The sequence below is a fragment of the Jejuia pallidilutea genome (assembly GCF_002973595.1).
Lineage (GTDB): Bacteria > Bacteroidota > Bacteroidia > Flavobacteriales > Flavobacteriaceae > Jejuia > Jejuia pallidilutea.
Genome location: NZ_PVEO01000005.1, coordinates 107345 through 128623, shown reverse-complemented (window position 1 = coordinate 128623; position 21279 = coordinate 107345). Strand labels below are relative to the sequence as shown.

Sequence of the window (21279 nt, the reverse complement as noted above, 5' to 3'; positions counted from 1 at the left end):
CTATTAAATTTTAAAACAAAGAATTTTCCTTATGTTTATACATCATAATTAAATAACAAACATTATATGTATTTTTACTTAATTATAGCACTTCAGGCATTTTGTATCTATCACGTTATAAAACATAGAAATCCGTATTACTGGATATTTCTAATATTCTTCATTCCTCTGCTAGGAAGTGTTATTTACATACTTACCCAAGTATACAATAAACGCGATGCAGACAAAATTACCTCTGGAATTACAAATATTATAAACCCTACCAAAAAGATAAGGGATTTAGAAAAGAAATTAGAGTTTTCAGAAACTTACCAAAACAGAGTTAATCTTGCAGATGCTTATTTAGAAATAGGAGATAATGAAAAAGCCTTAAAACATTACAAGGATGCTTTAGAAGGTAATTTTCAAAACGACTTCTATGTTATTAAAAACATGATAGAAGCCTTTACTAAAATTGAAGATTATAAAAGTGTGGTAACCCATGCAGAACATATAAAATCGCACCCCGAGTTTGTAAAATCCCGAACTCAATTTTTATATGGCTTAGCACTGGAAAGAGAAGGAAAGTTAGAAGAAGCCGAAGAAAATTTAAAGGCTATAGATGTGCGCTTTTCGTTTTATAACGAGCGCTTGGTATACGCGCAATTTTTATTAAATATTAATAAAAAAGTAGAAGCCCAAAGCATACTAGAGTCTTTAATTTCGGAAGGCCAATACATGACCAAACCCAATAAAAAAATATATGGCGCTACAATAGCAGACGCAAAAAAGCTACTAGAGAGCTTATAGTTATTTTGCTTTGGCTTTATTGCCAACGCTTATTTTTTGTTCAGCGCTAACTTTTTTCTTAATTCTTGGTCTACGAACACCAAAAGTACCTCTGTAAATTTTGCCACGTTTTGTTTTTTTATCACCTTTTCCCATAAAATTATAGTATTTTTTAGTTCCACCTAGGTAGAAATCTAATAAATTTAAGATCCAATAATATAATCATTTAAAAACAAAAAGCCAAGTATTTGTTTATCCATAATCATCCATATCCGCCATATATTAACTACAATACAACTAAACTAATTGTAGGAACCTTACCGCCACCACGATTTTCAACTGGAGCACTTTTAGAGCTGGATGTAGATTTTTGCTACGGCAGTTATCATAATTCCTTGTGGTTATTTATAGATAAGATTTACAATTTAAATTTGCGCTTTGATAATTCTAAAGCTGCTATTACCCAACGAAAGCAATTTTTAAATCAACACAAAATAGGTATTTGTGATATTGTAGCAAGTTGCGAACGCGAAAAAATTGATGCATCCGATTTAGGCATGCAAAACGTTAAACTTAGAGATTTAATTGGCTACATAGCACAATATCCAAATATTAATACCTTACTATTTACAGTAGGCAATAGTAAAAACGGACCAGAATATTTTTTTAGAAAGCAATTAAAAACATATAATTTAAAATTGAAATTGCTTAATAATGAAATACCACGTTTGCACGAATTTAAATTACCGGTTATTGCAAGTAAAACGAAACTAGCTACCCAATCAACATGAAAAATAAAAACAGTGTCTTTAACATCACCATCAGGTTCGGCAAATAGAGCTATAGGAAGTATTCCTCTATATAAAACATTAAAAGCTAAAAACCCAAAATTCACTACGTTCGATTTTAGAGTGCTGCAATACCAAAAGTTTTTTTAAGCAGATTTTAAAAATTAGCTAGATAAATAGGTGTACCTTCGCAGCTTTAATAATATAGAGATTGAATTCATAGCAGTTTATAATCTCATTAATGCCCAATATTGGGTTTACTAAACACTATTTATGTCATTTCAATCTTTAGGCTTGTCCGAAGCCTTGCTAAAAGCAGTTAGCAAAAAAGGATACACTACCCCAAGTCCTATTCAGCAAAAAGCAATTCCCCCGGTTTTAGAAGGTAAGGATGTATTAGCATCGGCACAAACAGGAACAGGCAAAACCGCAGGTTTTACATTGCCGCTTTTACATTTGCTATCAGAAAATCCAAAAGAAAAATATAGGCCCATTAGGGCACTAATTTTAACGCCAACACGAGAATTGGCAGCGCAAGTATACGCCAATGTTAAGGAGTATAGCGAGTTTTTAAACTTAAGAAGTGCTGTAATTTTTGGCGGTGTTAATCAAAAGCCCCAAGCTTCAGCTATTCGCCAAGGTATCGATATTTTGGTGGCTACACCAGGGCGTTTGTTAGATTTGCAAAATCAAGGGTTACTATCCTTAAAGCGAGTAGAGATTTTTGTTTTAGATGAAGCAGACAGAATGTTGGATATGGGCTTTTTAAGGGATATTGAAAAGGTAATTGCTATGATGCCTGAAAAACGTCAAAACTTGATGTTTTCTGCAACGTTTTCAAAAGATATTAAAAAGTTAGCACATGGAATTTTAAATTATCCTATTCAGGTAGAAGCCACACCAGAAAACACCACTGTTGAAGCTATAAGCCAGAAAGTTTATCGTGTAGCCAAAGCAAAAAAGACAGATTTAATTATAAAGTTAATTTCTGAAGGTAATTGGAAACAGGTTTTGGTTTTTACAAGAACAAAGCACGGAGCGAATAGGTTATGCGAAAAAATGGTAAAGTCTGGCATAACAGCGGCAGCTATTCATGGTAATAAAAGCCAAGGCGCTAGAACAAAAGCTTTAGCAGGCTTTAAAACTGCAAAGATTAGGGTTTTAGTAGCTACTGATATTGCAGCTCGCGGACTGGATATTCCGTTATTGCCTCATGTTATTAATTTTGAATTGCCTAATATTTCTGAAGATTATGTACATAGAATTGGCAGAACTGGTAGAGCAGGAGCCAGTGGTGAGGCGTTGTCGTTGGTTAGTGCAGACGAAACAACTTTTTTAAAGGATATTGAAAAGTTAATTGAAATGAAATTGCCTGTTGAAGTAGTTGAAGGTTTTGAACCCGACCCTAATGCCTCTACAGTCCCAATAAAACAAGGGCAAGGGCGACAGAATAGAAGCCGGGGCAATTCAAATAATTCGCGCAACTCTAATAGAAACTCTAACCGAAACAATAAGTCTAGACGTCCTAAGCGTAATAGTGATAGGCGCAATTAGCATAGATGCAGAAGGTTTTAAAAGAAAAAATTATTGAAGTTTGCGATAAAAAGATAGCTGCAAAAGGCGCGCATGTTGGTGTGTCTTTTTACGCGTTTTTTAAAAATAAAAATGATAATTCAGAACTACTTATGGAAGCCGCCACTTGGTGGATTAAAACCCATAAACTGGACCATTTTGAAAAGGCCTTAAAAATTAAAAATTTAGTTGAAAAGTTATAATGGAATCTCAACCAAACAATCCGCTTCATGGTGTAAAACTTGAACAGATTATTAACGATTTAGTAGCGCATTACGGTTGGGAATACATGGGTTATATTGTAAAAATTAAGTGTTTTACAGATAATCCTTCTGTGAAATCTAGTTTAAAGTTTTTGCGACGTACACCTTGGGCAAGAACCAAGGTGGAAACTATGTATTTAAAGATGTTAAAACGTAAAAATGCTTAGCACTATCTTACGGTATAAAAAAACCATTAACAAAAGCTTATTAATGGTTTTCTGTTTTTTAAAAAAACTTAGTCCTTGTTTTTCTTTTTAGCTTTAGCAAAACTAGCTTTAAGCTCGTCTAGTGTTACTAAACCGTCTTTATCGGCATCCATTCTGTTAAATCTTTTTTCAAGCACTTCTTCTGCAACTTCTTTTTTACGCTTTGTGTTTTTAAACTCTTCTAAAGTTATAGATCCGTCCTTATTAAGATCAGAGCGTTTAAAAACTTGTTCTGGGTTTGGTTTCTTTTTTTCTTGAGCAGAAGTTGATAAGGAAAACGCAAACAACGCAAGCGTTAACAGTCCTAGTTTTACAATATTTAATTTCATTTTTTAAATTTTTAATGTGTTAATTAATAGCCAATAAGACTATTAAAAATTAAAAAGGTTTAAATGAAAGATTAAATATTTTTTATAACAACGATGTCTGCCTTATTAAGGATTTTAAGTTACAGCATCATAAGGTTAAGGTTCATTTTTTTGCAAATTTTACAATTACAAAGCGTATTAAAAGTAAGAAAGGGAAACCATGCATAAGCGTATCAAACCAATCCATAGGTTGCATATTATTAGCGCCGCCAGCAATCCATTTTAGTTTACCCCAAAGGTGCGGTTCGGGGAAAAAAGGCGCTAAACCCAATGTGAGGCATAGTAACACAATAAGTTTCCAATCGTTAAGTAATTTCATTTTATTAATTAAGAATTGAATTAACAAATTCTTCAATACCATCAACACCTTTTTTGGTAACATGCTTCACAAAAGCACTCCCTATAATTGCGCCTTTTGCATATTTTGTAGCTTGTGTAAAAGTTTCATTATTGCTAATTCCAAAACCTATAACTTGTGGGTTTTTTAAATCCATTTTCCCAATACGCTCAAAATAAGCGGTTTGTTCGTCCCCAAAGCCAGATTGTGCTCCAGTAGTACTTGCGCTACTTACCATATAAATAAAGCCGTTTGAAACAGAATCTATGTACCGAATACGTTCATCGCTAGTTTGTGGTGTAATTAAAAACACATTTATTAAGCCGTATTTTTCAAAAATGGCTTGGTATTCATTATGGTACACATCCACAGGAAGATCTGGAATAATCAATCCGTCTATGCCCAAGTCTTTACATTTCTTACAAAACGCTTCAACGCCATATTGAAACATTGGGTTAAAATATCCCATAATAATTAACGGAATGGAAACCGTTTCGCGAATACCTTCTAGTTGTTTAAAAAGCACTTCGGTAGTCATACCGTTTTTTAAAGCAGCGGTAGAACTGTCCTGAATAGTTGGTCCATCAGCCAGCGGGTCGCTAAAAGGTAAGCCTATTTCTATCATATCCACACCGTTTTTTTCTAGGTCTTGAATGATGGAAACGGTATCATCGATATTTGGATATCCTGCTGTGAAATATATGGACAATAGTTTTTTTTCCTCTTGCAACTTTAGGTTTATTCTGTTCATTTTTATTTTGTTTTGTCATCCTGAACTTGTTTCAGGATCTTATATTTTAATTATGTTCATTTTGTCTTGATACAAAACGAACCAAAAAATCAAGATCAAGCCGAGGAATTTTTATTCCGATTTATTATCGGAATAAAACCGATTTGAAAACTCCGCGTCGAACTTCGTTCTCCTGTTTTCGGAGCTTTTCTTCATCTATTCTGCGTCTTGACAATCAATTCTACCGAATTGAAATAGGAGTTGGTTATCTGCTCACTATATTCTTCAAATTTTCTTTTACTATCCCAACCCGCGTTAGGGATTGAGCGATTGTTGGAGCTCCTCGCAGAGAGCGACTCGTGAAAGCCCGACCCTTTGGGTAACGCCCAAATTTTAAATTTTAAAATAATCTATATAATTCTGTAAATCCTTATCGCCACGCCCCGATAAACTCATGACCACAACATCGTTTGGTTTAAAAGTTTTATGCTTAAAAATAGCAAAGGCATGAGAAGTCTCAATAGCAGGAATAATACCTTCGAGCTTAGATAATTCTAAACCAGCTTCCATAGCATCACTATCGGTAATTGATAAAAATTCGGCACGACCAGTTTTAGATAAATGCGCATGCATAGGGCCAACACCAGGATAATCTAAACCTGCCGAAATAGAGTAGGGCTCTGTAATTTGTCCGTCTTTGGTTTGCATCAATAGCGTTTTACAGCCATGAATAATGCCTTCTTTACCAAGTACAGATGTTGCAGCACTCTCACCAGAATCTATACCCAAACCAGCAGCTTCTACGGCAATAATACCAACATCTGGTTCGTGTAAATAGTGGTAATAGGTGCCTGCCGCATTACTACCGCCACCAATACAAGCCACCACATAATCTGGGTTTTCACGCCCTTCCTGTTCTTTTAATTGCCATTTTATTTCTTCTGAAATTACCGCTTGAAAACGCGTTACCATATCTGGATATGGATGTGGCCCAATGGCAGAACCAATAATGTAATGTGTGTTTACGGGATTGTTTATCCAATCGCGAATGGCTTCATTTGTAGCATCTTTTAGTGTACGGCTTCCAGATAACGCAGGTACTACTTTAGCACCCAGCATTTTCATTCTAGCTACGTTTGGTGCTTGTCTTGCAATGTCTATCTCTCCCATGTAAACAATGCACTCCATACCCATTAAAGCGCAAACTGTAGCAGTAGCCACACCATGTTGTCCTGCGCCAGTTTCTGCAATAATTCTGGTTTTGCCTAAGCGCTGCGCCATTAAAATCTGGCCAATTGTATTGTTAATTTTATGCGCACCAGTATGGTTTAAATCCTCCCGCTTTAGGTAAATTTTAGTATTGTATTTTTCAGAAAGGCGTTTGGCGAAATATAGGGGCGAAGGTCTGCCTACGTAATCTTTTAAAAGCTTATCAAATTGCTTTTGAAAATCTGGTTCTGCCATAACTTTTAAGTAGTTTTGGCGTAACTCTTCTACATTAGGATACAGCATTTCGGGGATAAATGCACCACCAAATTCACCATAGTATCCATTTTCATCTACGTTATAATTCATCGTTTTTTTATTATGCAATTTATTAATGAATTCTCTTAATATTGAAATGTTTTTTAATCCAGGTTCGGTTTCAAATTTACTATTTACATCAATAGCATAACAGTATTTTGACGCTTTACTTTTCTTGAATTTTTTAATATCTTCTATTTGGTCTAAGCCAATACCGCCACTTAAAAAGAAGGGTTTGGTTGAAGGGTAATTGTTTAGTACGCTCCAATCGAACTTGTAACCATTGCCTCCTGGGAGTTTTCCTTTGGTGTCAAATAAGTAGTAGTCGCACACATTATCATAAGCTTCTAGAACTTCAAAATTAAATTCGTCCTTTATTGAGAATACTTTAATAATCTCAATGGGTCTAGATAATAAACTTGTAGAACGTAATATGCTACAGAAGTATGGCGACTCTTCGCCATGGAGTTGCACTGCATCAAGTTTAAATTCGTTAACTTTTTCAACAATGGTACCTATTTCTGCATTTACAAAAACACCAGTTTTTTTGATGCTATCTGAAATCTTAGGAATTTTAGTATCGAAATGTCTAGGGGTTTTTTCATAAAAAATAAATCCAAGATAATCTGGTTTTAGTGCTGCAACACTTTCAATATTATCTTGGTATTTCATACCACAAACTTTAAGCCGAAGCTTAGTACCCTCCATAGCTGTGGGTGCTTGTTGCATTGTGTTTTGTAAATCTCTTTTCATAATATTTTCTTTTTCTATTTAAGTAAGCGTCCACTTCCTTTGGAGGAGCCTGCCTAACGACAGGCAGGTTAGAGGAGGCTTATAAAATCTTTTGCACTTGCTCCGGGATTATCCGTTTTCATAAAGTTCTCCCCAATTAAAAACCCTTGATAGCCGTATAGTTTTAGTTCTTTTATAGCTTCAATATTACTAATGCCGCTTTCTGATACTTTTACAAAATCGTTTGGAATGCTTTGGCTTAAACTTTTACTAGTTTCTAAACTTACCTCAAAGGTTTTTAAGTTTCTATTATTAACACCTAGCATATCTAAACTTGGCATTATAGATTTTTGTAATTCTTCTTCGTTATGTACTTCTAAAAGCACATCTAGATTTAAGCTTTTAGCAAATTCTGAAAATTGTTTAATCTCACCTCTAGTTAGAATTGCAGCAATCAAAAGTATAACATCGGCACCAATAGCTTTAGCTTCAATAATTTGATATTCGTCGATAATAAATTCCTTACGCAATAAAGGAAGATTACAGTTTTCTCTTGCTAATAATAAATCGTCCATTGTTCCACCAAAATATTTTTCATCTGTTAGGACAGACATTCCGCTAGCTCCAGCTTCTTCATACCCAAGAGCTACGTCTTCAATATTTGCAGTTTCATTAATCATAGATTTTGAGGGCGATTTTCTTTTAAATTCTGCTATAATCCCCGTATTACTTTTTTTAAGCTTTTTTGATAATGAAACAGTTTTTCTGTCAAAAAAGGGCATCATTTCAAATGCTTGAATTGGAATTAATTCTTTTTTAAAATTAACTTCTTTACGCTTATCGACTACTATTTTTTTTAGGATATCCATAATTTATATTTACAACAATCATCAACTGAAAACTATGACTGCGACTGTTAATTTTTTATTTACTTAACTCTATTAACGTATCCAAACTCGCTTTTGCTTTTCCTGAGAATAGCGATGCTTTTGCCAACTCAAAACCTTCTTTATGCGATATTTGTTTGCTGGTAGCAATTGCTAATCCTGCATTGGCACAAACCACATTGTTTTGTGCTTCTGTACCCTTTCCGCTAATAATATCTACAAAAATTTTTGCAGCATCTTCAACAGTATTTCCACCAAAAATCGCTTCTTGTTGTATGGTTTTTAATCCTAAATCTGCTGGTGAAAATAGTTTTTCAGAATGGTTGGACACAATTTTAGCGTTTCCTGTTAAGGAAATCTCGTCATAACCATCTAGCGCATAAACAATGCTGTAATTTGTGGTTGTATTTTGATAAATAAAACTGTACAAACGCAACAATTCTAAATTAAATACGCCTAATACTTGATGTTTTGGAAACGATGGGTTTACCATGGGGCCTAACATATTAAAAAATGTTTTAACGCCTAATTCTCTTCGGATAGGAGCTACATTTTTCATAGCTGGATGAAATAATGGGGCATGTAAAATACATATGCCAGCTTTATCTAAACAGCGTTTTAAAAAATCTTCATCGTTTGAAAATTTCACCCCTAGTTTTTCCATAACGTTTGATGATCCTGATGTTGATGATACGCCATAATTACCATGTTTGGCTACGTTAACACCAGCTCCTGCGGTTATAAAAGATGATAGGGTAGATATGTTGAATGTATTTTTACCATCTCCACCAGTACCTACAATATCTACAGCATTAAAATCTACTAAGTTAATTGGTACACAAAGCTCTAAAAGAGCATTTCTAAACCCTGTAAGCTCTTCTATTGTAATGCTGCGCATCATGTAAACCGATAGAAAACATGCTATTTGGCTGGGGTTATACATATCGTTTGATATGTTTACAATAACTTGTTTTGCCTCTTCAGTAGAGATGGTTTCGTGGTTTATTAATCTGTTAAGAATGTCTTTCATAAGCCTCTGCCTAACCTTCTCCAAAGGAGAGGGGATTGTTAGTTACTTTTAATTTTTTTTATTCAGTCGAGTAAACACTGCTTACTGCAACTGTAAACTGCGACCTAATTGTTAACCCAATTTTCTAATATTTTTTTGCCGTGGGGTGTTAATACCGATTCTGGGTGGTATTGTACACCTCTTACATCGTATGTTTTATGCCTTAAGGACATTACTTGTCCGTTTGTATCAAAAGAAGTCGCTTCTAAACTCTCGGGTAATTTCGGGTTTACAACCCAAGAGTGGTAGCGGCCTACTTCTATATGTTTTTCTAAATCGTTAAAAATATATTCGTCATCTACAGTTATGGTTACATTGGTGGCAACACCGTGATAAACATCGTCTAGATTTACTAAAGAACCGCCGAATACTTCGCCTATAGCTTGCTGACCTAAACACACGCCAAAAATACTTTTAGTAGCAGCATACGTTTCTATAATTGGTTTTAATAAACCAGCTTCGTCTGGAATTCCTGGGCCTGGTGATAACACGATTTTGTTAAACGGTTCAACGTCCTCTAAAACTAATTTATCGTTTCTTACAACGGTAACATCACAGTTTAAATCTTCTAGATAATGCACAAGATTGTATGTAAAACTGTCGTAATTGTCTATTACTAATACTTTTTTGCTCATTTTTTGTCATCCTAAACTTGTTTCAGGATATTTTTAAGTTCTACTTTTTTTTATTTCTTTTCATTTTGCCTTGATGCACTACTGAAATTAAAACACTGTTTTAATTGAAAGTATATTGCGCAGCAAAACCAAAAAATCATATCAAGCTGAGGAATTTTTCTTCTTGTCAGAAGAAAACCGATTTGAAAACTCCGCGTCGAACTACCGTTCTCCTGTTCTCGGAGCTTTTCTTCATCTATTCTGCACCTTGACGGTCAATTCTATCGAATTGATTTGGGTGTTGGTTTTTTATTAAATTATATTTTATATCAAAACTCTTATTCAACTTTCTCTACTCTCTACTCTCTACTCTTTGAGATTGAGTGAAATCCCTCCCCTTTTGGGAGGCTAGGTGGGGCTACTTATATGTCTTCTGCTAATTTAATAGCTTTGGTTAATGCGCCTAACTTATTATATACTTCTTGTAACTCATCTTCTTTATTAGATTTTGATACTAAGCCAGCACCTGCTTGCCAAAACAATCTATAGTCTTTACTTAAAAACGTTCTAATCATAATAGCATGGTTAAAATTGCCATTAAAATCCATAAAACCAATAGCGCCACCGTAATAACTTCGGCTTGTTTTTTCGTATTTATCAATAAGTTGCATAGCCATATGTTTAGGTGCGCCACTTAAAGTACCTGCAGGAAATGTGTCTGCTACAACTTGCATAGTCGAGGTAGTGTTGTGTTTTTGCCCTGTTACTTTACTAACTAGATGTATAACGTGCGAAAAGAACTGAACTTCGCGATAGGTGTCTACTTTTACTTGGCTACCATGGCGACTTAAATCGTTTCTTGCCAGGTCTACAAGCATAACGTGTTCAGCGTTTTCTTTATCATCGTTTTTAAGTTTTTCAGCTAAAATTTCGTCTTGTTCATCATTACCAGTGCGCTTAAATGTGCCTGCTATTGGATGAATTTCTGCTAAACCCTCATCTACAATAAGTTGCGCTTCAGGTGAGCTTCCAAATATTTTAAAATCCCCATAATCGAAATAGAAAAGGTAAGGCGATGGGTTTATGCTTCTTAGGGCACGATAGATGTTAAAATCGTCTCCTGTGAATTCTTGAGAAAAACGTCTCGATAAAACTAATTGAAACACATCACCTCGTTGGCAATGTTTTTTGGCCACTTCTACATTTGCTCTAAACTCATCGTCAGTTAAATTAGATATAATGTCTCCTTTAGATTTGAAGTTGTAAGACGCAAAATTCTGTACATTAATCAGTTTATCTATTTCGTCAATATTATTTTCAACACCTTCAAAACAATGGGCAAAAATATAAGCCTCGTTTTTAAAATGGTTAATGGCGATAATGTTTTGGTATACCGCGTAATACATATCTGGAATTACAACAGAATCGTCTTTCTTACTTATTTTAATATCTTCAAAATACCTAACCGCATCATAGGCCGTATAACCAAAAATACCATTATTGATGAATTTGAAGTTTTCTTCGGATGTAGTATCAAATTTCTTGGTAAAATTGTAAATCTCATCAACTACATTTACATCTCCAGTTATTTCAATAGAAGTAGTGCTTCCATCGGGAAATGTTTCAGAAATAACCTCATTTTCAACCTTTATAGTTGCTATGGGGTTGAAACAGATGTATGAGAAGTTTTTTTGACTTTTATGATAATCACCACTTTCCAATAAGATACTATTCGGGTATTTATCACGAATCTTATAGTAAACTGTAACAGGCGTGATGGTATCTGTTAAGATACGTTTGTGATGCGTATAAAGGCTGTATTTTTTCATAAATCAGTTACTGTCTTTTCCGCGAAGGCGGAATTTTTTTTAATTATATAAAGAAATGTGATAAATCATTCCAATCTGGATTTAAATCATTAATAAGATTTATTTTCCATTGTCTATTCCATTTCTTTATTTGTTTTTCTCTTTTTATCGCTTCTGTAGCAGATTTAAATTTTTCATAATAAATCAATATATCTAGCCCGTATTTGTTAGCAAATCCTCTAGTATGTTTCTTTTTATATTGTGTTATTCTTTGTTTTATATTTCCTGTCATTCCTATATATAAAATACCATCTTTTTTTTTTGTTATGATGTATATGTAATATGTTTCGTAATTAAACATTCATAAATTATGAGATATTCGCCTTCGCGAAAATGACAAAAAAAATATGCAAAAAAGGCTTGTCGTGAATGACAAGCCTTTTGGATATTTTAAGTTTTAAATATACTAGGGTTTTACTTCACGAACGTTAGTTTCGAAAGCACCACCACCAAGTATTATTCAAAATAAATTTCATTTTTTTTGTTTTGAATGTCAAATATAAAAACGAAAATGTAAATACACAATTGTTTGCTTATTTTTTTAAATAAAATTAGCCATGTCTTAATGGTAGTTTTATAAGATAACTAGGTGTTATTGGGGTTTGGTTTGTATTAGAAACTAAGTTTACCTAATAATTTAATGAGTTGGTTAGTTGCTTTATAAGTTGAAGGACTTTCGATTTTGCTTCTTTGTATCCATCAACACATAGAGCTAAAACAAACAACTTTAGTTAGTTTTATTTAAATATTTGTTAAACAGTATATTGCTTGTGTTGTAATGTTTAATTTTAAACTTAAATTTAGCAAATGAGAATTTTACTTTTATTACTAATTTTAGTATTCACAATATCCTGTAAGGACAATAAGAGTGAAAAAGTTTTAAAAAATGTTGAAGTTGAGGAAGAGAAAACCCTTCAATCTAATGTAGATTTAGAAATCTATGATTTTGAAGGTCTTAAAACCTTTCTCAATAAAAAAGACGATAAAACCTATGTTATTAATTTTTGGGCAACATGGTGTGGCCCATGTGTTAAGGAGTTGCCCTATTTTGAAAAATTAAATGCTGAATACAGTAGTAAAGGTGTTGAGGTAATTTTGGTAAGTTTAGATTTTCCGCATATGTACGATTCTAAACTAAAACCTTTTATTGAGAAAAAAGACTTAAAAAGTAAGGTTATTGTATTAAACGATGACGATGAAAATACGTGGATTAATGAAATAGACCCATCTTGGTCTGGATCAATACCAGCTACAATTATATATAATAAAAACGAACGCAAGTTTTTTGAAAGATCGTTCACTTTTGAAGAACTAGAAGCAGAAGTAAAACAATTAAAATAAAAAATGATGAGAAAAATACTTAAGTTAATTTCAGTTTTTGCAGTAGTAATTTTTGCAAGTGCTTTTACAAACTCTATTACTAATTATCAAGGTTACGACGTGGGTGATGTAATAGAAGATTTTAAGCTTAAAAATATCGATGGGTCTATGGTGTCGTTGTCAGATTACAAAGACGCAAAAGGCTTTATCATCACCTTTACGTGTAATACATGCCCTTATGCTATAGCTTATGAAGATAGAATTATAGTATTAGATAAAAAATATGCACCAAAAGGCTATCCTGTAATTGCAATAAATCCTAATAATCCTAATGCAAAACCAGGAGATAGTTACGAGGAAATGCAACAAAGAGCCAAAGAGAAAGGATTTACGTTTCCTTACTTAGTAGATGAAGGACAAAAAATATATCCAAAATTTGGAGCAACAAAAACGCCACATAATTATGTGGTTGAGAAAACTCCAAAGGGTATGGTGGTTAAATACATTGGCGCCATTGATGATAGCTCTAGAAACCCAGATGCGGTTTCTAAAACATATTTAGAAGACGCTGTTGATGCTTTATTGGTAGGAAAAGAAGTAGAACTTAAAAAAACCAAAGCCATAGGTTGTAGTATTAAGGTTTAATTTTAAAATAGGCATAGCATATATCCGGAGGTGTAATACTTCGGATTTTTTTCGCCTATACTTTTAGAAATATTATTTTTGTTGAAATTTAAAAATTAAAATGGAAAATTTAACACAAGAAGAGTGGGTAGCGCAATTGAAAAATGATGATAATGCAGTTGTATTAGATGTTAGAACAGATGCCGAAATAGCTGAAGGTATTATACCCAATGCCGTTCATTTAGATATCTATAAAGGACAAGAATTTATAGATGCTTTAGAAGATTTAGACAAAAGCAAAAGTTATTATGTGTATTGTCGTTCTGGTAATAGAAGCGGACAAGCCTGCCAAATTATGGAAGAATTAGGTTTTGAAAATGCCTATAACCTTGAAGGTGGTATGTTGCAATGGACGGGAGATGTTGTTGATTTTGAATAATTTTTTTATGAAAATTTTTTTCGCCTCATTTATATGTTGCCTAGTGCTTTATAACTGTAATTGGTACACAGATACGAGTGCTATTCTGCTAGAACCTAAGGCGTTCAGTGCCAAAATTGATAAAGGGGGCGTACAACTTATTGATGTAAGAACTCCAAAGGAATATGCCGAGGGCCACATAGAAAATGCAATAAACATTAATTACTATTCTAAAAATTTTGAAGATAGCTTAAAGTTATTAGATATTAAAAAGCCAGTATATATATATTGCCGTTCTGGAAAGCGAAGCGCAAAAAGTGTTTCGAAATTTAGAGCAGTAGGTTTCGATTCTATTTATGAATTAGAAGGCGGTATGTTAAATTGGAGGAGTGAAGGTTTTAAAGCTAATACAAATTAGTGTTTTGTCGTCTTAAAATATGTTTTTAAAGCGTTTAACTTTTTTTTAAGCACTTCACCTTTTAATTTTTAACGTACTAGTTCTTTTTTATAGTTTTATTTAAAATTTTGAAATACTCCCTAAAAGTGTTTGAGATTTTAAGAAATTTTACCCTCAAAACTTAGAATTATGGAAAATGGCTTACTGATATTAGGATTAATAGGATTATTGTTTTTAAGTATGTACGGTTATGCATACGGAACAGTAGCTCTAGAAAAAATGAGGCTAAAAAAACAGCAACAAGAGATAGAGCGTTTAGAAGCAATAAAAAAGCAGGAGCGTTTACAAAGACAAAAAGCTAGAGAAGAAAAGCTAGCTAAACTTAAAAAGCGCAGTGATGAAATACGGTTGGAGTTGAACAGATTAGAAAAAGTTAATCTACAAAGAGCAACCAAAGACCAAAAAAAGGTTGAAAAAATGAAGGAGCGTATAGAGCAAAAGCAACAAGCTGCTAGTTAAAAAAAGTTCTTAAATCCTTTAATACCATAAAATTACCAAAGGGCACTTATTTTGTTAAGTGCCCTTTACTTTTTCTAAGAGACGAAGCCCTTACTATCAATTCAGGGTTCAATATCATTTTATTTAGCGTTACTTCCTCTTCCGGATTAGCAATTCGTCTTAAAAACGTGTTAGCGGCAAGTTCACCAATTTTTTCACTATGCTGCTCAACAGAGGAAATACCGGGTGTGGCAATGGCCGAAAAGGGTTCGTTGCTAAAACCAACTAAAGCTATATCTTCGGGAACTTTAATATTTTGTTCTTTCATAACCTCAAGGGCTCCCAAAGCAGCATAATCTCCCGAAATGTATACACCATCGGGCCTGTTTGGTAAATCAAGTATTTTTTTCATTACTTCCCTACCGTCGTTTTTTCTCAAGTTACATTCGTAAATTAAGCTATCTTCAAAAGGGAGATTGTGTTTTTTAAGCGCATCAATATACCCTCTTATTCGGTTTTTGTAAATTCGTGTATGGCTAAATCCACCAATATGGGCAATACGTTTGCACCCCTGCTCAACCAAATGTTCTATTACTATATGGCTACTCATATAGTCATCAATCCCCACATAATCAACATTAAGATCGTTTTCGCCTCTATCAAATAAAATTAACGGTATACCTTTAGCTTTTATCTTGTTGTAATAATCTAGTTTTACAGTTTCATTGGCCATAGATGCAATAATACCATCTACCTGTGTAAAGAGCAGCGCATCAATAGTTCTACATTCTTTTTTATAAGATTCGTTAGATTGGGCAATAATAACGTTGTAGCCTTTGGCGTTCAATATATCTTCAATTTTTTCAATTATAGAAGAAAAAAAGTGGCTATTAGCTTTAGGTATAATTACACCAACCAAATTACTTTTTCCCTTTCTTAAAGCAGAGGCTAGGTGGTTGGGTTGGTAGTTTAAGTTTGCAGCAACTTGTATAACCGCTTCCTTAGTTTGCTTGCTTATTCTAGGATGGTTATTTAAAGCTTTAGAGACAGCAGAAGGAGTAATTCCTAAGACATTAGCAATATCTTTTATCGTAGTTTTTTTTTTATGTCCCAATTTTTATATACTTTTGTTCCAACGTTTGAACAAATATAGTGTATTTATTCAAATTTTAACTAACAACCAACTATAACTTTATAAGAAATCCTTTGTTTGTTTGAGTTTTCAAACTAAATCACAATTATATTTTTAGGAAAGATAAAGTGTAGTATTTGTTTGTTTTAATTAGTTCAAACGTTTGAACGATTTTGGGTTTTAAAACTAAAATTTTAATAATAATCAATTTTTTAATTAATAAAAACAATGGCAAAAGTAGTTACATTCGGAGAAATCATGTTAAGATTAGCTCCTCAAGGATTTTTAAGATTTTCTCAAGCAAATAACTTTGATGTTGTTTACGGCGGAGGAGAATCTAACGTAGCGGTATCATTAGCAAATTATGGTGTAGATGTAGATTTCGTAACACGATTACCAAAAAACGATATTGGTGAATGTGCGATGATGGAAATGCGAAAAAGAGGCGTTGGCGTAGATAAAATTGTTTGGGGTGGAGACCGTTTAGGGATTTACTTTTTAGAAACAGGTGCAGTTTCTAGAGGTTCTAAAGTAGTTTACGACCGTGCACATTCAGCTATGTCTGAGATTAAATCTGGGATGATTGATTGGGATCAAGTATTTGATGGTGCGGAGTGGTTCCACTGGACAGGTATTACACCTGCAATTTCTCAGGGTTCTGCTGATGTTTGTTTAGAGGCTTTAAAAGCGGCTAGTGCAAAAGGATTAACCATTTCTACAGATTTAAACTACCGTGCTAAACTCTGGAAATATTGTGATGATGCACACAGAGAGGCAGTAATGACAGAGTTAACTTCTTATTGCGATATTATATTGGGTAATGAAGAGGATGCCGAAATGCACTTTGGAATTAAACCAGAAGGTATTAGTGTGCAAACTGAAGGGCACAACGTTAAAGCAGAGGCATTTTTATCTGTATGTGAGCAAATGATGAAAAAATTCCCAAGAGCTAAAAAAGTAATTACCACTTTAAGAGGTTCTATTTCTGCATCTCATAACACTTGGGCTGGGGTATTGTACGATGGCACAACATTATTTCAAACGCGCCAATACCAAATTACTGATATTGTAGATCGTGTAGGTGGTGGCGATTCATTTATGGGTGGATTAATCTACGGATTGTTAAAATATCCAGAAGACGACCAAAATGCATTAGATTTTGCTGTGGCAGCGTCCTGCTTAAAGCATACAATTAAAGGCGATGCCAACTTAGTGACTGTTTCCGAAGTGGAAAAATTAATGGGTGGTGATGCTTCAGGTAGAGTAGCTAGATAAAAAAATGTTTAAATATTGAACTGTTGAAGCGTTTAATGTCGTTTCGCAGTTCAATAATTAAACGAATAAATAATTAAACATTTAAAAAAAATGGCACAATTTTCAAGATTAGAAGTTGCAGCAGCAATGAAAGAAACAGGGATGATTCCTTTGTTTTTTAATCAAGATATAGAATTAAGTAAAAAGGTACTAAAAGCATGTTACGATGGTGGCGCTCGTTTAATGGAGTTCACTGCCCGTGGCGATTTTGCTCACGAAGTATTTGGGGAATTAACCAAATATGCAGTTGCAGAATTACCGGGAATGATTATGGGCGTTGGCTCTGTTACCGATGCAGGACAAGCTTCATTATTTATGTCCTTAGGCGCAAATTTTATAGTAACACCTGTTTTAAGGGAAGACATAGCAATTGCTTGCAATCGTAAAAAAGTATTATGGTCTCCAGGTTGCGGCACCTTAACAGAAATTACGAGAGCGGAAGAACTAGGTTGCGAAATCGTTAAATTATTCCCTGGGGATATTTACGGACCTCAATTTGTTAAAGGCGTTAAAGGCCCACAACCATGGACCTCTATTATGCCTACCGGTGGTGTATCTCCAACCGAAGAAAACTTAAAAGGTTGGTTTGATGCTGGTGTAACTTGTGTAGGTATGGGATCTAAACTCATCTCTAAAGATATTATTGCAAATAAAGATTATGCTAAACTAGAGCAAGATGTTAAAAATGCACTAGCTATAGTTAAAAAGGTTAGAAAGTAATAATAATTATTATGTACAAAAAAGCTATTAGTCGCCCTAAAAAGGTGGTTAATAGCTTTTTTTTGGTATTGACTCCAAAACTTTTATACTTTGCAGAAATTATAGGCGCAATTTTAAGAATTCAAATGTCTTAAAAATACTATTTTTGCATACAAAAAGAACCCCAAATTTCTTAAAGTGAAACACTATTTAATCTTTCTATTCTTAATATTAATAAATACGTCTTTTTCTCAAGAAGAACTTGTGAAGACCAAGTTTATTGAAAATGGCAATATTCACCAAACTGTTGACACTAATTCTAAGGTTGTCGCTCAATTCAAAAGCAATCAAAAATGTACCGTTTTAGAGTATTCAGGACAAAACATATATAAAATTCAATATGAAGAAGCTGTAGGCTTTGTTAGCGATAATTTTTTGGAGATTAATGATGATATGATGGATTTGTTCTATGAGTACGAAGAACGAGAAATGCGTAAGCTAATAGCGGAGGAAGAAAATAGAAAGAAAAAAATTCAGGATATTGTTGAGCAAACTGAAAAACGTAAACGCGATTCCATAGCGAAACTAGAAGAAGCTAAGCGTCAAAAAGCATTAGCCCTACTACGCGCAAAAGAACTTCTGGAAAAACAAAGACAAGATTCCATAGCGAAACTAGAAAAGGAAACACAACTAAAGGCTTTGGAAATTAAGCGTTTAGAAGAGATGGCTTTAAAACGTAAACAAGACTCTATTTCCAAAATACAAGCGGCCGAAGCCAAGGCATTGGCTAAACAACAGGAGTTGGAGCAGCAACGTTTAGCAGCACTAGCCGCACAGCGAAAAAAGGATTCCATTGCAGAAGTACGAGCAGCTGAAGCCAAGGCATTGGCTAAACAACAGGAGTTGGAGCAGCAACGTATAGCAGCACTAGCCGCACAGCGAAAAAAGGATTCCATTGCAGAAGTACGAGCAGCCGAAGCCAAGGCATTGGCTCGCCAGCAGGAGTTGGAGCAGCAACGTATAGCAGCACTAGCGGCACAGCGAAAAAAGGATTCCATTGCAGAAATACAAGCAGCTGAAGCCAAGGCATTGGCTAAACAGCAGGAGTTGGAGCAGCAACGTATAGCAGCACTAGCGGCACAGCGAAAAAAAGATTCCATTGCAGAAATACAAGCAGCCGAAGCAAAACGCGAAATAGAATTAAAAAAAGCCTTAGAACAGCAAAAACAAGAAGCCCTAGAAGCTAAAAAGAAATTAGATTCTATTGCAAAAGCTAAAGAAGCAGAAAAGCAAAAATTAGCAAGAGAATTAGAGTTAGCCAGAAAGCAAGTTGAAGAATTAAAGGCTAAGCGAATTAAAGATTCTATTGCTAAATTAGAAGCAAGTAAACGCTTGTTAGAATCTAAACAAGAAGAAGATATAAGTATTAACAAAAACACTAAGACATCGAAAGCTCAGGAAGTCTTGCAAAAACAAAAAGCTGATGTTAGTGCATCACTTAAATTTAGAGATTCTTGTCATTATCAAATTAATGAATATGATAGGTTTTATAATATTAGAACTATAAGAACCGATGCTTACAATATAGCAGAACATTTAACTGTAGAACTCTACAAACAAGGCTTAAAAACAAATGTATTTTTTAATTTATCGGAGAGCTTAGGGTGTGCTAGTTATTTACCCAACCAACGCTCTAGTGTTAAAATAACCTTAGAAAATGGACAAATAGTTTCGTTTTACCATTCTTGGGATATTCACTGTGGTGAATTCCTGTTTAAAGCAAATTTAAACAAAGCCAAAATTTCTAGTTTAGAAACATCACCAATACAATCTATATTACTTAGGGGAACAGAAGGCTCTAAAGAAATAACAAATATTACTTACAACACCTTTTTCATGGATAAGCTAAAATGTGTAGAATAATATATTTAAAGCTTTAATTTTAGTTATACATTAATTCTCGATAAAATTTTTAACTCCGCTCGGAATCTTCAATAAAACTATATTTTGATTTTGATAACCTCAAAATTACGCGAACAGATATATTATTTTTATGGTTAAAAATGTTCAACGGTTTATATTTAAGCCTTTCAACAATTTAAAGTAAGGTGTAAAATACCTGAGTAGATCATAAAAAAAACTCAGATTAAAATAACCTGAGTTTGTCAAACAGTATGTTAAAAGATGTAGCCTAATTATTGCAGTTTAAATTTTGCCAATGTTGCCATTTTCGACTTGTTTAAGTGCAGCACACCATCTTTAACCGTGTAATTATCTATCTTATTTAATACGTCGTTAAAACTTGCAGCAATTTCCATATTGAGACAAGCCATTTTAGTTGTGGCTATATTGCCCAAAGCTATTTGTCCGTTGCCCTTTAGTTCGTAACTACCGCTAAATGAATTACAGCTATTATTGCCCGAAACTTTAGATTGCTCACTATTAAAAAGCATAAAAGCTTGTTTAGGGGTGTCTTCGGTATTAATTTCTTTCCCTAAAAGTTCAAATAGCACCCATTTTTTATTTTCTATAGCCTCATTTTCTGAGGCTTTTTTCAGGGTGTAGCGTTCTGCTAAATCTCCCTCTATTCGGTTGCCTTCTTTATCTAAATGAAAAAGAATATTTTCACCAACCTTATACATTTGTGTCTCATTAGGGCTTGTAGTTAAGGTAATTACAGAGCCTTCATCGTTCCATGTAAACTTCCCCTCGTTGGTTGTTCCTTCATTTTCTTTACCTAAATACTGTATGGTTCTGCTAAAAGTTCCATCCTCTAAAAGTGTTACAGTAGTTTTTATGCCTTCGCAATCGGCACAGGGTAGAATACCTTCGTAAGTACCATTATAATCTACAGCGTTTCTACTATTATGGGCGCTATCTGGTACCGTTTCACTGCTGTTTTGTAATTCTGGGCTAGGAGAAGCATCTTTTGTTTCGGTTTTGTCTTTGCAGTTAAACGCTAAAAATAAAAGTGATAATAAATAAATTTTTGTTTTCATTGTTAAGTTGTTGTATTAAGAAAAGTGTTTATTGCACACCCAATTATTAAAATCGTTATATTTTGATGTTTTGAATTCAACTCTACTGATACTATAGTATTAATAAGCTGATTTGTTTAGCCTAAAATAATTATGTTTCCTGTAATGTAAAA

General features: G+C 33.8%; 24 protein-coding genes and 2 pseudogenes. 13 read left to right on the top strand and 13 right to left on the bottom strand.

Features of this window, described 5'->3' with window-relative positions; all coding sequences use genetic code 11:
• Positions 1–66 precede the first annotated feature (66 nt).
• Positions 67–789, top strand: a complete 723-nt coding sequence (locus CLV33_RS09710) for a hypothetical protein (RefSeq protein ID WP_105473740.1) — start codon at positions 67–69, stop codon at positions 787–789.
• Here CLV33_RS09710 and CLV33_RS09705 read toward each other — a convergent pair whose 3' ends face one another.
• Positions 790–924 carry a 30S ribosomal protein THX gene (locus tag CLV33_RS09705; protein ID WP_081956190.1) on the bottom strand — a complete coding sequence of 45 codons (135 nt, stop codon included), beginning with the start codon at positions 922–924 and terminating at the stop codon, positions 790–792.
• 92 nt (positions 925–1016) lie between these two features.
• On the opposite strand from CLV33_RS09705, the pseudogene CLV33_RS09700 reads away from it, so the two are divergent.
• From CLV33_RS09700 to CLV33_RS09685, 4 genes and pseudogenes are all read left to right on the top strand, one after another.
• A pseudogene (locus CLV33_RS09700) lies at positions 1017–1706 on the top strand (uracil-DNA glycosylase family protein).
• Between the two features lie 123 nt (positions 1707–1829).
• On the top strand, positions 1830–3110 hold the full coding sequence (locus CLV33_RS09695; protein WP_105473739.1) for a DEAD/DEAH box helicase: 1281 nt from the start codon (positions 1830–1832) through the stop codon (positions 3108–3110).
• A gap of 5 nt (positions 3111–3115) precedes the next feature.
• Positions 3116–3331: a DUF6500 family protein gene (locus CLV33_RS09690; RefSeq protein ID WP_105473738.1), complete on the top strand. Its 216-nt coding sequence runs from the start codon at positions 3116–3118 to the stop codon at positions 3329–3331.
• Positions 3331–3558: a VF530 family protein gene (locus tag CLV33_RS09685; RefSeq protein WP_211297556.1), complete on the top strand. Its 228-nt coding sequence runs from the start codon at positions 3331–3333 to the stop codon at positions 3556–3558. The genes CLV33_RS09690 and CLV33_RS09685 overlap by 1 nt, the downstream gene beginning before the upstream one ends.
• A 68-nt stretch (positions 3559–3626) precedes the next feature.
• Here the strand turns inward: CLV33_RS09685 and CLV33_RS09680 are convergent, their stop codons facing one another.
• From CLV33_RS09680 to CLV33_RS09640, 10 genes and pseudogenes are all read right to left on the bottom strand, one after another.
• The gene (locus CLV33_RS09680) at positions 3627–3926 is read right to left on the bottom strand and encodes an EF-hand domain-containing protein (protein ID WP_105473736.1); all 300 of its coding nucleotides are present in this window, start codon (positions 3924–3926) and stop codon (positions 3627–3629) included.
• 142 nt (positions 3927–4068) lie between these two features.
• Positions 4069–4284 (bottom strand): hypothetical protein, encoded by a 216-nt coding sequence (locus tag CLV33_RS09675; protein ID WP_105473899.1) that lies wholly within the window; start codon positions 4282–4284, stop codon positions 4069–4071.
• A 4-nt stretch (positions 4285–4288) separates the two neighbouring features.
• Positions 4289–5053 carry a tryptophan synthase subunit alpha gene (trpA, locus tag CLV33_RS09670; RefSeq protein ID WP_105473735.1) on the bottom strand — a complete coding sequence of 255 codons (765 nt, stop codon included), beginning with the start codon at positions 5051–5053 and terminating at the stop codon, positions 4289–4291.
• Between the two features lie 372 nt (positions 5054–5425).
• Positions 5426–6607, bottom strand: a complete 1182-nt coding sequence (gene trpB, locus CLV33_RS17810) for a tryptophan synthase subunit beta (RefSeq protein ID WP_045371143.1) — start codon at positions 6605–6607, stop codon at positions 5426–5428.
• A 33-nt stretch (positions 6608–6640) separates the two neighbouring features.
• Positions 6641–7228 (bottom strand): annotated as a pseudogene (locus CLV33_RS17805) (phosphoribosylanthranilate isomerase); the annotation flags it as partial.
• A 149-nt stretch (positions 7229–7377) separates the two neighbouring features.
• Positions 7378–8157, bottom strand: coding sequence for an indole-3-glycerol phosphate synthase TrpC (gene trpC, locus CLV33_RS09660; RefSeq protein WP_105473734.1), 780 nt, complete (start codon positions 8155–8157; stop codon positions 7378–7380).
• A 55-nt stretch (positions 8158–8212) separates the two neighbouring features.
• Entirely contained in the window at positions 8213–9205 is a 993-nt protein-coding gene (trpD, locus tag CLV33_RS09655) for an anthranilate phosphoribosyltransferase (protein WP_105473733.1), read from the bottom strand.
• Between the two features lie 104 nt (positions 9206–9309).
• Entirely contained in the window at positions 9310–9879 is a 570-nt protein-coding gene (locus CLV33_RS09650) for an anthranilate synthase component II (protein ID WP_105473732.1), read from the bottom strand.
• Between the two features lie 401 nt (positions 9880–10280).
• Entirely contained in the window at positions 10281–11687 is a 1407-nt protein-coding gene (locus CLV33_RS09645) for an anthranilate synthase component I family protein (protein ID WP_105473731.1), read from the bottom strand.
• Positions 11688–11730: 43 nt separating this feature from the next.
• Complete coding sequence (locus CLV33_RS09640; RefSeq protein WP_105473730.1) at positions 11731–12027, bottom strand: GIY-YIG nuclease family protein; 297 nt, start codon at positions 12025–12027, stop codon at positions 11731–11733.
• Positions 12028–12533: 506 nt separating this feature from the next.
• Here CLV33_RS09640 and CLV33_RS09635 point away from each other — a divergent pair.
• The 5 genes from CLV33_RS09635 to CLV33_RS09615 all read left to right on the top strand — a co-directional run bounded on the left by CLV33_RS09635 (position 12534) and on the right by CLV33_RS09615 (position 15004).
• Positions 12534–13067 carry a TlpA family protein disulfide reductase gene (locus CLV33_RS09635; protein ID WP_042241815.1) on the top strand — a complete coding sequence of 178 codons (534 nt, stop codon included), beginning with the start codon at positions 12534–12536 and terminating at the stop codon, positions 13065–13067.
• 6 nt (positions 13068–13073) lie between these two features.
• Positions 13074–13691 carry a thioredoxin family protein gene (locus CLV33_RS09630; protein ID WP_105473729.1) on the top strand — a complete coding sequence of 206 codons (618 nt, stop codon included), beginning with the start codon at positions 13074–13076 and terminating at the stop codon, positions 13689–13691.
• Positions 13692–13791: 100 nt separating this feature from the next.
• The gene (locus tag CLV33_RS09625) at positions 13792–14109 is read left to right on the top strand and encodes a rhodanese-like domain-containing protein (protein ID WP_042241821.1); all 318 of its coding nucleotides are present in this window, start codon (positions 13792–13794) and stop codon (positions 14107–14109) included.
• A gap of 7 nt (positions 14110–14116) precedes the next feature.
• Positions 14117–14506, top strand: a complete 390-nt coding sequence (locus CLV33_RS09620; RefSeq protein WP_105473897.1) for a rhodanese-like domain-containing protein — start codon at positions 14117–14119, stop codon at positions 14504–14506.
• A gap of 168 nt (positions 14507–14674) precedes the next feature.
• Positions 14675–15004: a hypothetical protein gene (locus CLV33_RS09615; protein ID WP_105473728.1), complete on the top strand. Its 330-nt coding sequence runs from the start codon at positions 14675–14677 to the stop codon at positions 15002–15004.
• Between the two features lie 46 nt (positions 15005–15050).
• Here CLV33_RS09615 and CLV33_RS09610 read toward each other — a convergent pair whose 3' ends face one another.
• Entirely contained in the window at positions 15051–16097 is a 1047-nt protein-coding gene (locus tag CLV33_RS09610; RefSeq protein ID WP_105473727.1) for a LacI family DNA-binding transcriptional regulator, read from the bottom strand.
• A 246-nt stretch (positions 16098–16343) separates the two neighbouring features.
• Here CLV33_RS09610 and CLV33_RS09605 point away from each other — a divergent pair, with 246 nt between their 5' ends.
• The 3 genes from CLV33_RS09605 (at position 16344) to CLV33_RS09595 (ending at position 20051) form a co-directional block, all read left to right on the top strand.
• Positions 16344–17390, top strand: coding sequence for a sugar kinase (locus CLV33_RS09605; RefSeq protein WP_045371115.1), 1047 nt, complete (start codon positions 16344–16346; stop codon positions 17388–17390).
• A 90-nt stretch (positions 17391–17480) separates the two neighbouring features.
• Entirely contained in the window at positions 17481–18149 is a 669-nt protein-coding gene (locus CLV33_RS09600; protein ID WP_105473726.1) for a bifunctional 4-hydroxy-2-oxoglutarate aldolase/2-dehydro-3-deoxy-phosphogluconate aldolase, read from the top strand.
• 177 nt (positions 18150–18326) lie between these two features.
• Entirely contained in the window at positions 18327–20051 is a 1725-nt protein-coding gene (locus CLV33_RS09595; protein WP_105473725.1) for a hypothetical protein, read from the top strand.
• Between the two features lie 272 nt (positions 20052–20323).
• On the opposite strand, the gene CLV33_RS09590 is transcribed toward CLV33_RS09595, so the two are convergent.
• Complete coding sequence (locus CLV33_RS09590; protein WP_105473724.1) at positions 20324–21127, bottom strand: copper resistance protein NlpE N-terminal domain-containing protein; 804 nt, start codon at positions 21125–21127, stop codon at positions 20324–20326.
• Positions 21128–21279 lie beyond the last annotated feature (152 nt).

What these genes read in the sequence shown, in the direction of transcription:
- CLV33_RS09590 (WP_105473724.1), bottom strand. Translation starts at nt 21,127, where the DNA reads ATGAAAACAAAAATTTATTTATTATCACTTTTATTTTTAGCGTTTAAC.
- trpC (WP_105473734.1), bottom strand. Translation starts at nt 8,157, where the DNA reads ATGGATATCCTAAAAAAAATAGTAGTCGATAAGCGTAAAGAAGTTAAT.
- CLV33_RS09630 (WP_105473729.1), top strand. Translation starts at nt 13,074, where the DNA reads ATGAGAAAAATACTTAAGTTAATTTCAGTTTTTGCAGTAGTAATTTTT.
- CLV33_RS09710 (WP_105473740.1), top strand. Translation starts at nt 67, where the DNA reads ATGTATTTTTACTTAATTATAGCACTTCAGGCATTTTGTATCTATCAC.
- CLV33_RS09635 (WP_042241815.1), top strand. Translation starts at nt 12,534, where the DNA reads ATGAGAATTTTACTTTTATTACTAATTTTAGTATTCACAATATCCTGT.
- trpD (WP_105473733.1), bottom strand. Translation starts at nt 9,205, where the DNA reads ATGAAAGACATTCTTAACAGATTAATAAACCACGAAACCATCTCTACT.
- CLV33_RS09705 (WP_081956190.1), bottom strand. Translation starts at nt 924, where the DNA reads ATGGGAAAAGGTGATAAAAAAACAAAACGTGGCAAAATTTACAGAGGT.
- CLV33_RS09680 (WP_105473736.1), bottom strand. Translation starts at nt 3,926, where the DNA reads ATGAAATTAAATATTGTAAAACTAGGACTGTTAACGCTTGCGTTGTTT.
- CLV33_RS09695 (WP_105473739.1), top strand. Translation starts at nt 1,830, where the DNA reads ATGTCATTTCAATCTTTAGGCTTGTCCGAAGCCTTGCTAAAAGCAGTT.
- trpA (WP_105473735.1), bottom strand. Translation starts at nt 5,053, where the DNA reads ATGAACAGAATAAACCTAAAGTTGCAAGAGGAAAAAAAACTATTGTCC.
- CLV33_RS09640 (WP_105473730.1), bottom strand. Translation starts at nt 12,027, where the DNA reads ATGTTTAATTACGAAACATATTACATATACATCATAACAAAAAAAAAA.
- CLV33_RS09620 (WP_105473897.1), top strand. Translation starts at nt 14,117, where the DNA reads ATGAAAATTTTTTTCGCCTCATTTATATGTTGCCTAGTGCTTTATAAC.
- CLV33_RS09615 (WP_105473728.1), top strand. Translation starts at nt 14,675, where the DNA reads ATGGAAAATGGCTTACTGATATTAGGATTAATAGGATTATTGTTTTTA.
- CLV33_RS09650 (WP_105473732.1), bottom strand. Translation starts at nt 9,879, where the DNA reads ATGAGCAAAAAAGTATTAGTAATAGACAATTACGACAGTTTTACATAC.
- CLV33_RS09605 (WP_045371115.1), top strand. Translation starts at nt 16,344, where the DNA reads ATGGCAAAAGTAGTTACATTCGGAGAAATCATGTTAAGATTAGCTCCT.
- CLV33_RS09645 (WP_105473731.1), bottom strand. Translation starts at nt 11,687, where the DNA reads ATGAAAAAATACAGCCTTTATACGCATCACAAACGTATCTTAACAGAT.
- trpB (WP_045371143.1), bottom strand. Translation starts at nt 6,607, where the DNA reads ATGAATTATAACGTAGATGAAAATGGATACTATGGTGAATTTGGTGGT.
- CLV33_RS09675 (WP_105473899.1), bottom strand. Translation starts at nt 4,284, where the DNA reads ATGAAATTACTTAACGATTGGAAACTTATTGTGTTACTATGCCTCACA.
- CLV33_RS09600 (WP_105473726.1), top strand. Translation starts at nt 17,481, where the DNA reads ATGGCACAATTTTCAAGATTAGAAGTTGCAGCAGCAATGAAAGAAACA.
- CLV33_RS09685 (WP_211297556.1), top strand. Translation starts at nt 3,331, where the DNA reads ATGGAATCTCAACCAAACAATCCGCTTCATGGTGTAAAACTTGAACAG.
- CLV33_RS09625 (WP_042241821.1), top strand. Translation starts at nt 13,792, where the DNA reads ATGGAAAATTTAACACAAGAAGAGTGGGTAGCGCAATTGAAAAATGAT.
- CLV33_RS09690 (WP_105473738.1), top strand. Translation starts at nt 3,116, where the DNA reads ATGCAGAAGGTTTTAAAAGAAAAAATTATTGAAGTTTGCGATAAAAAG.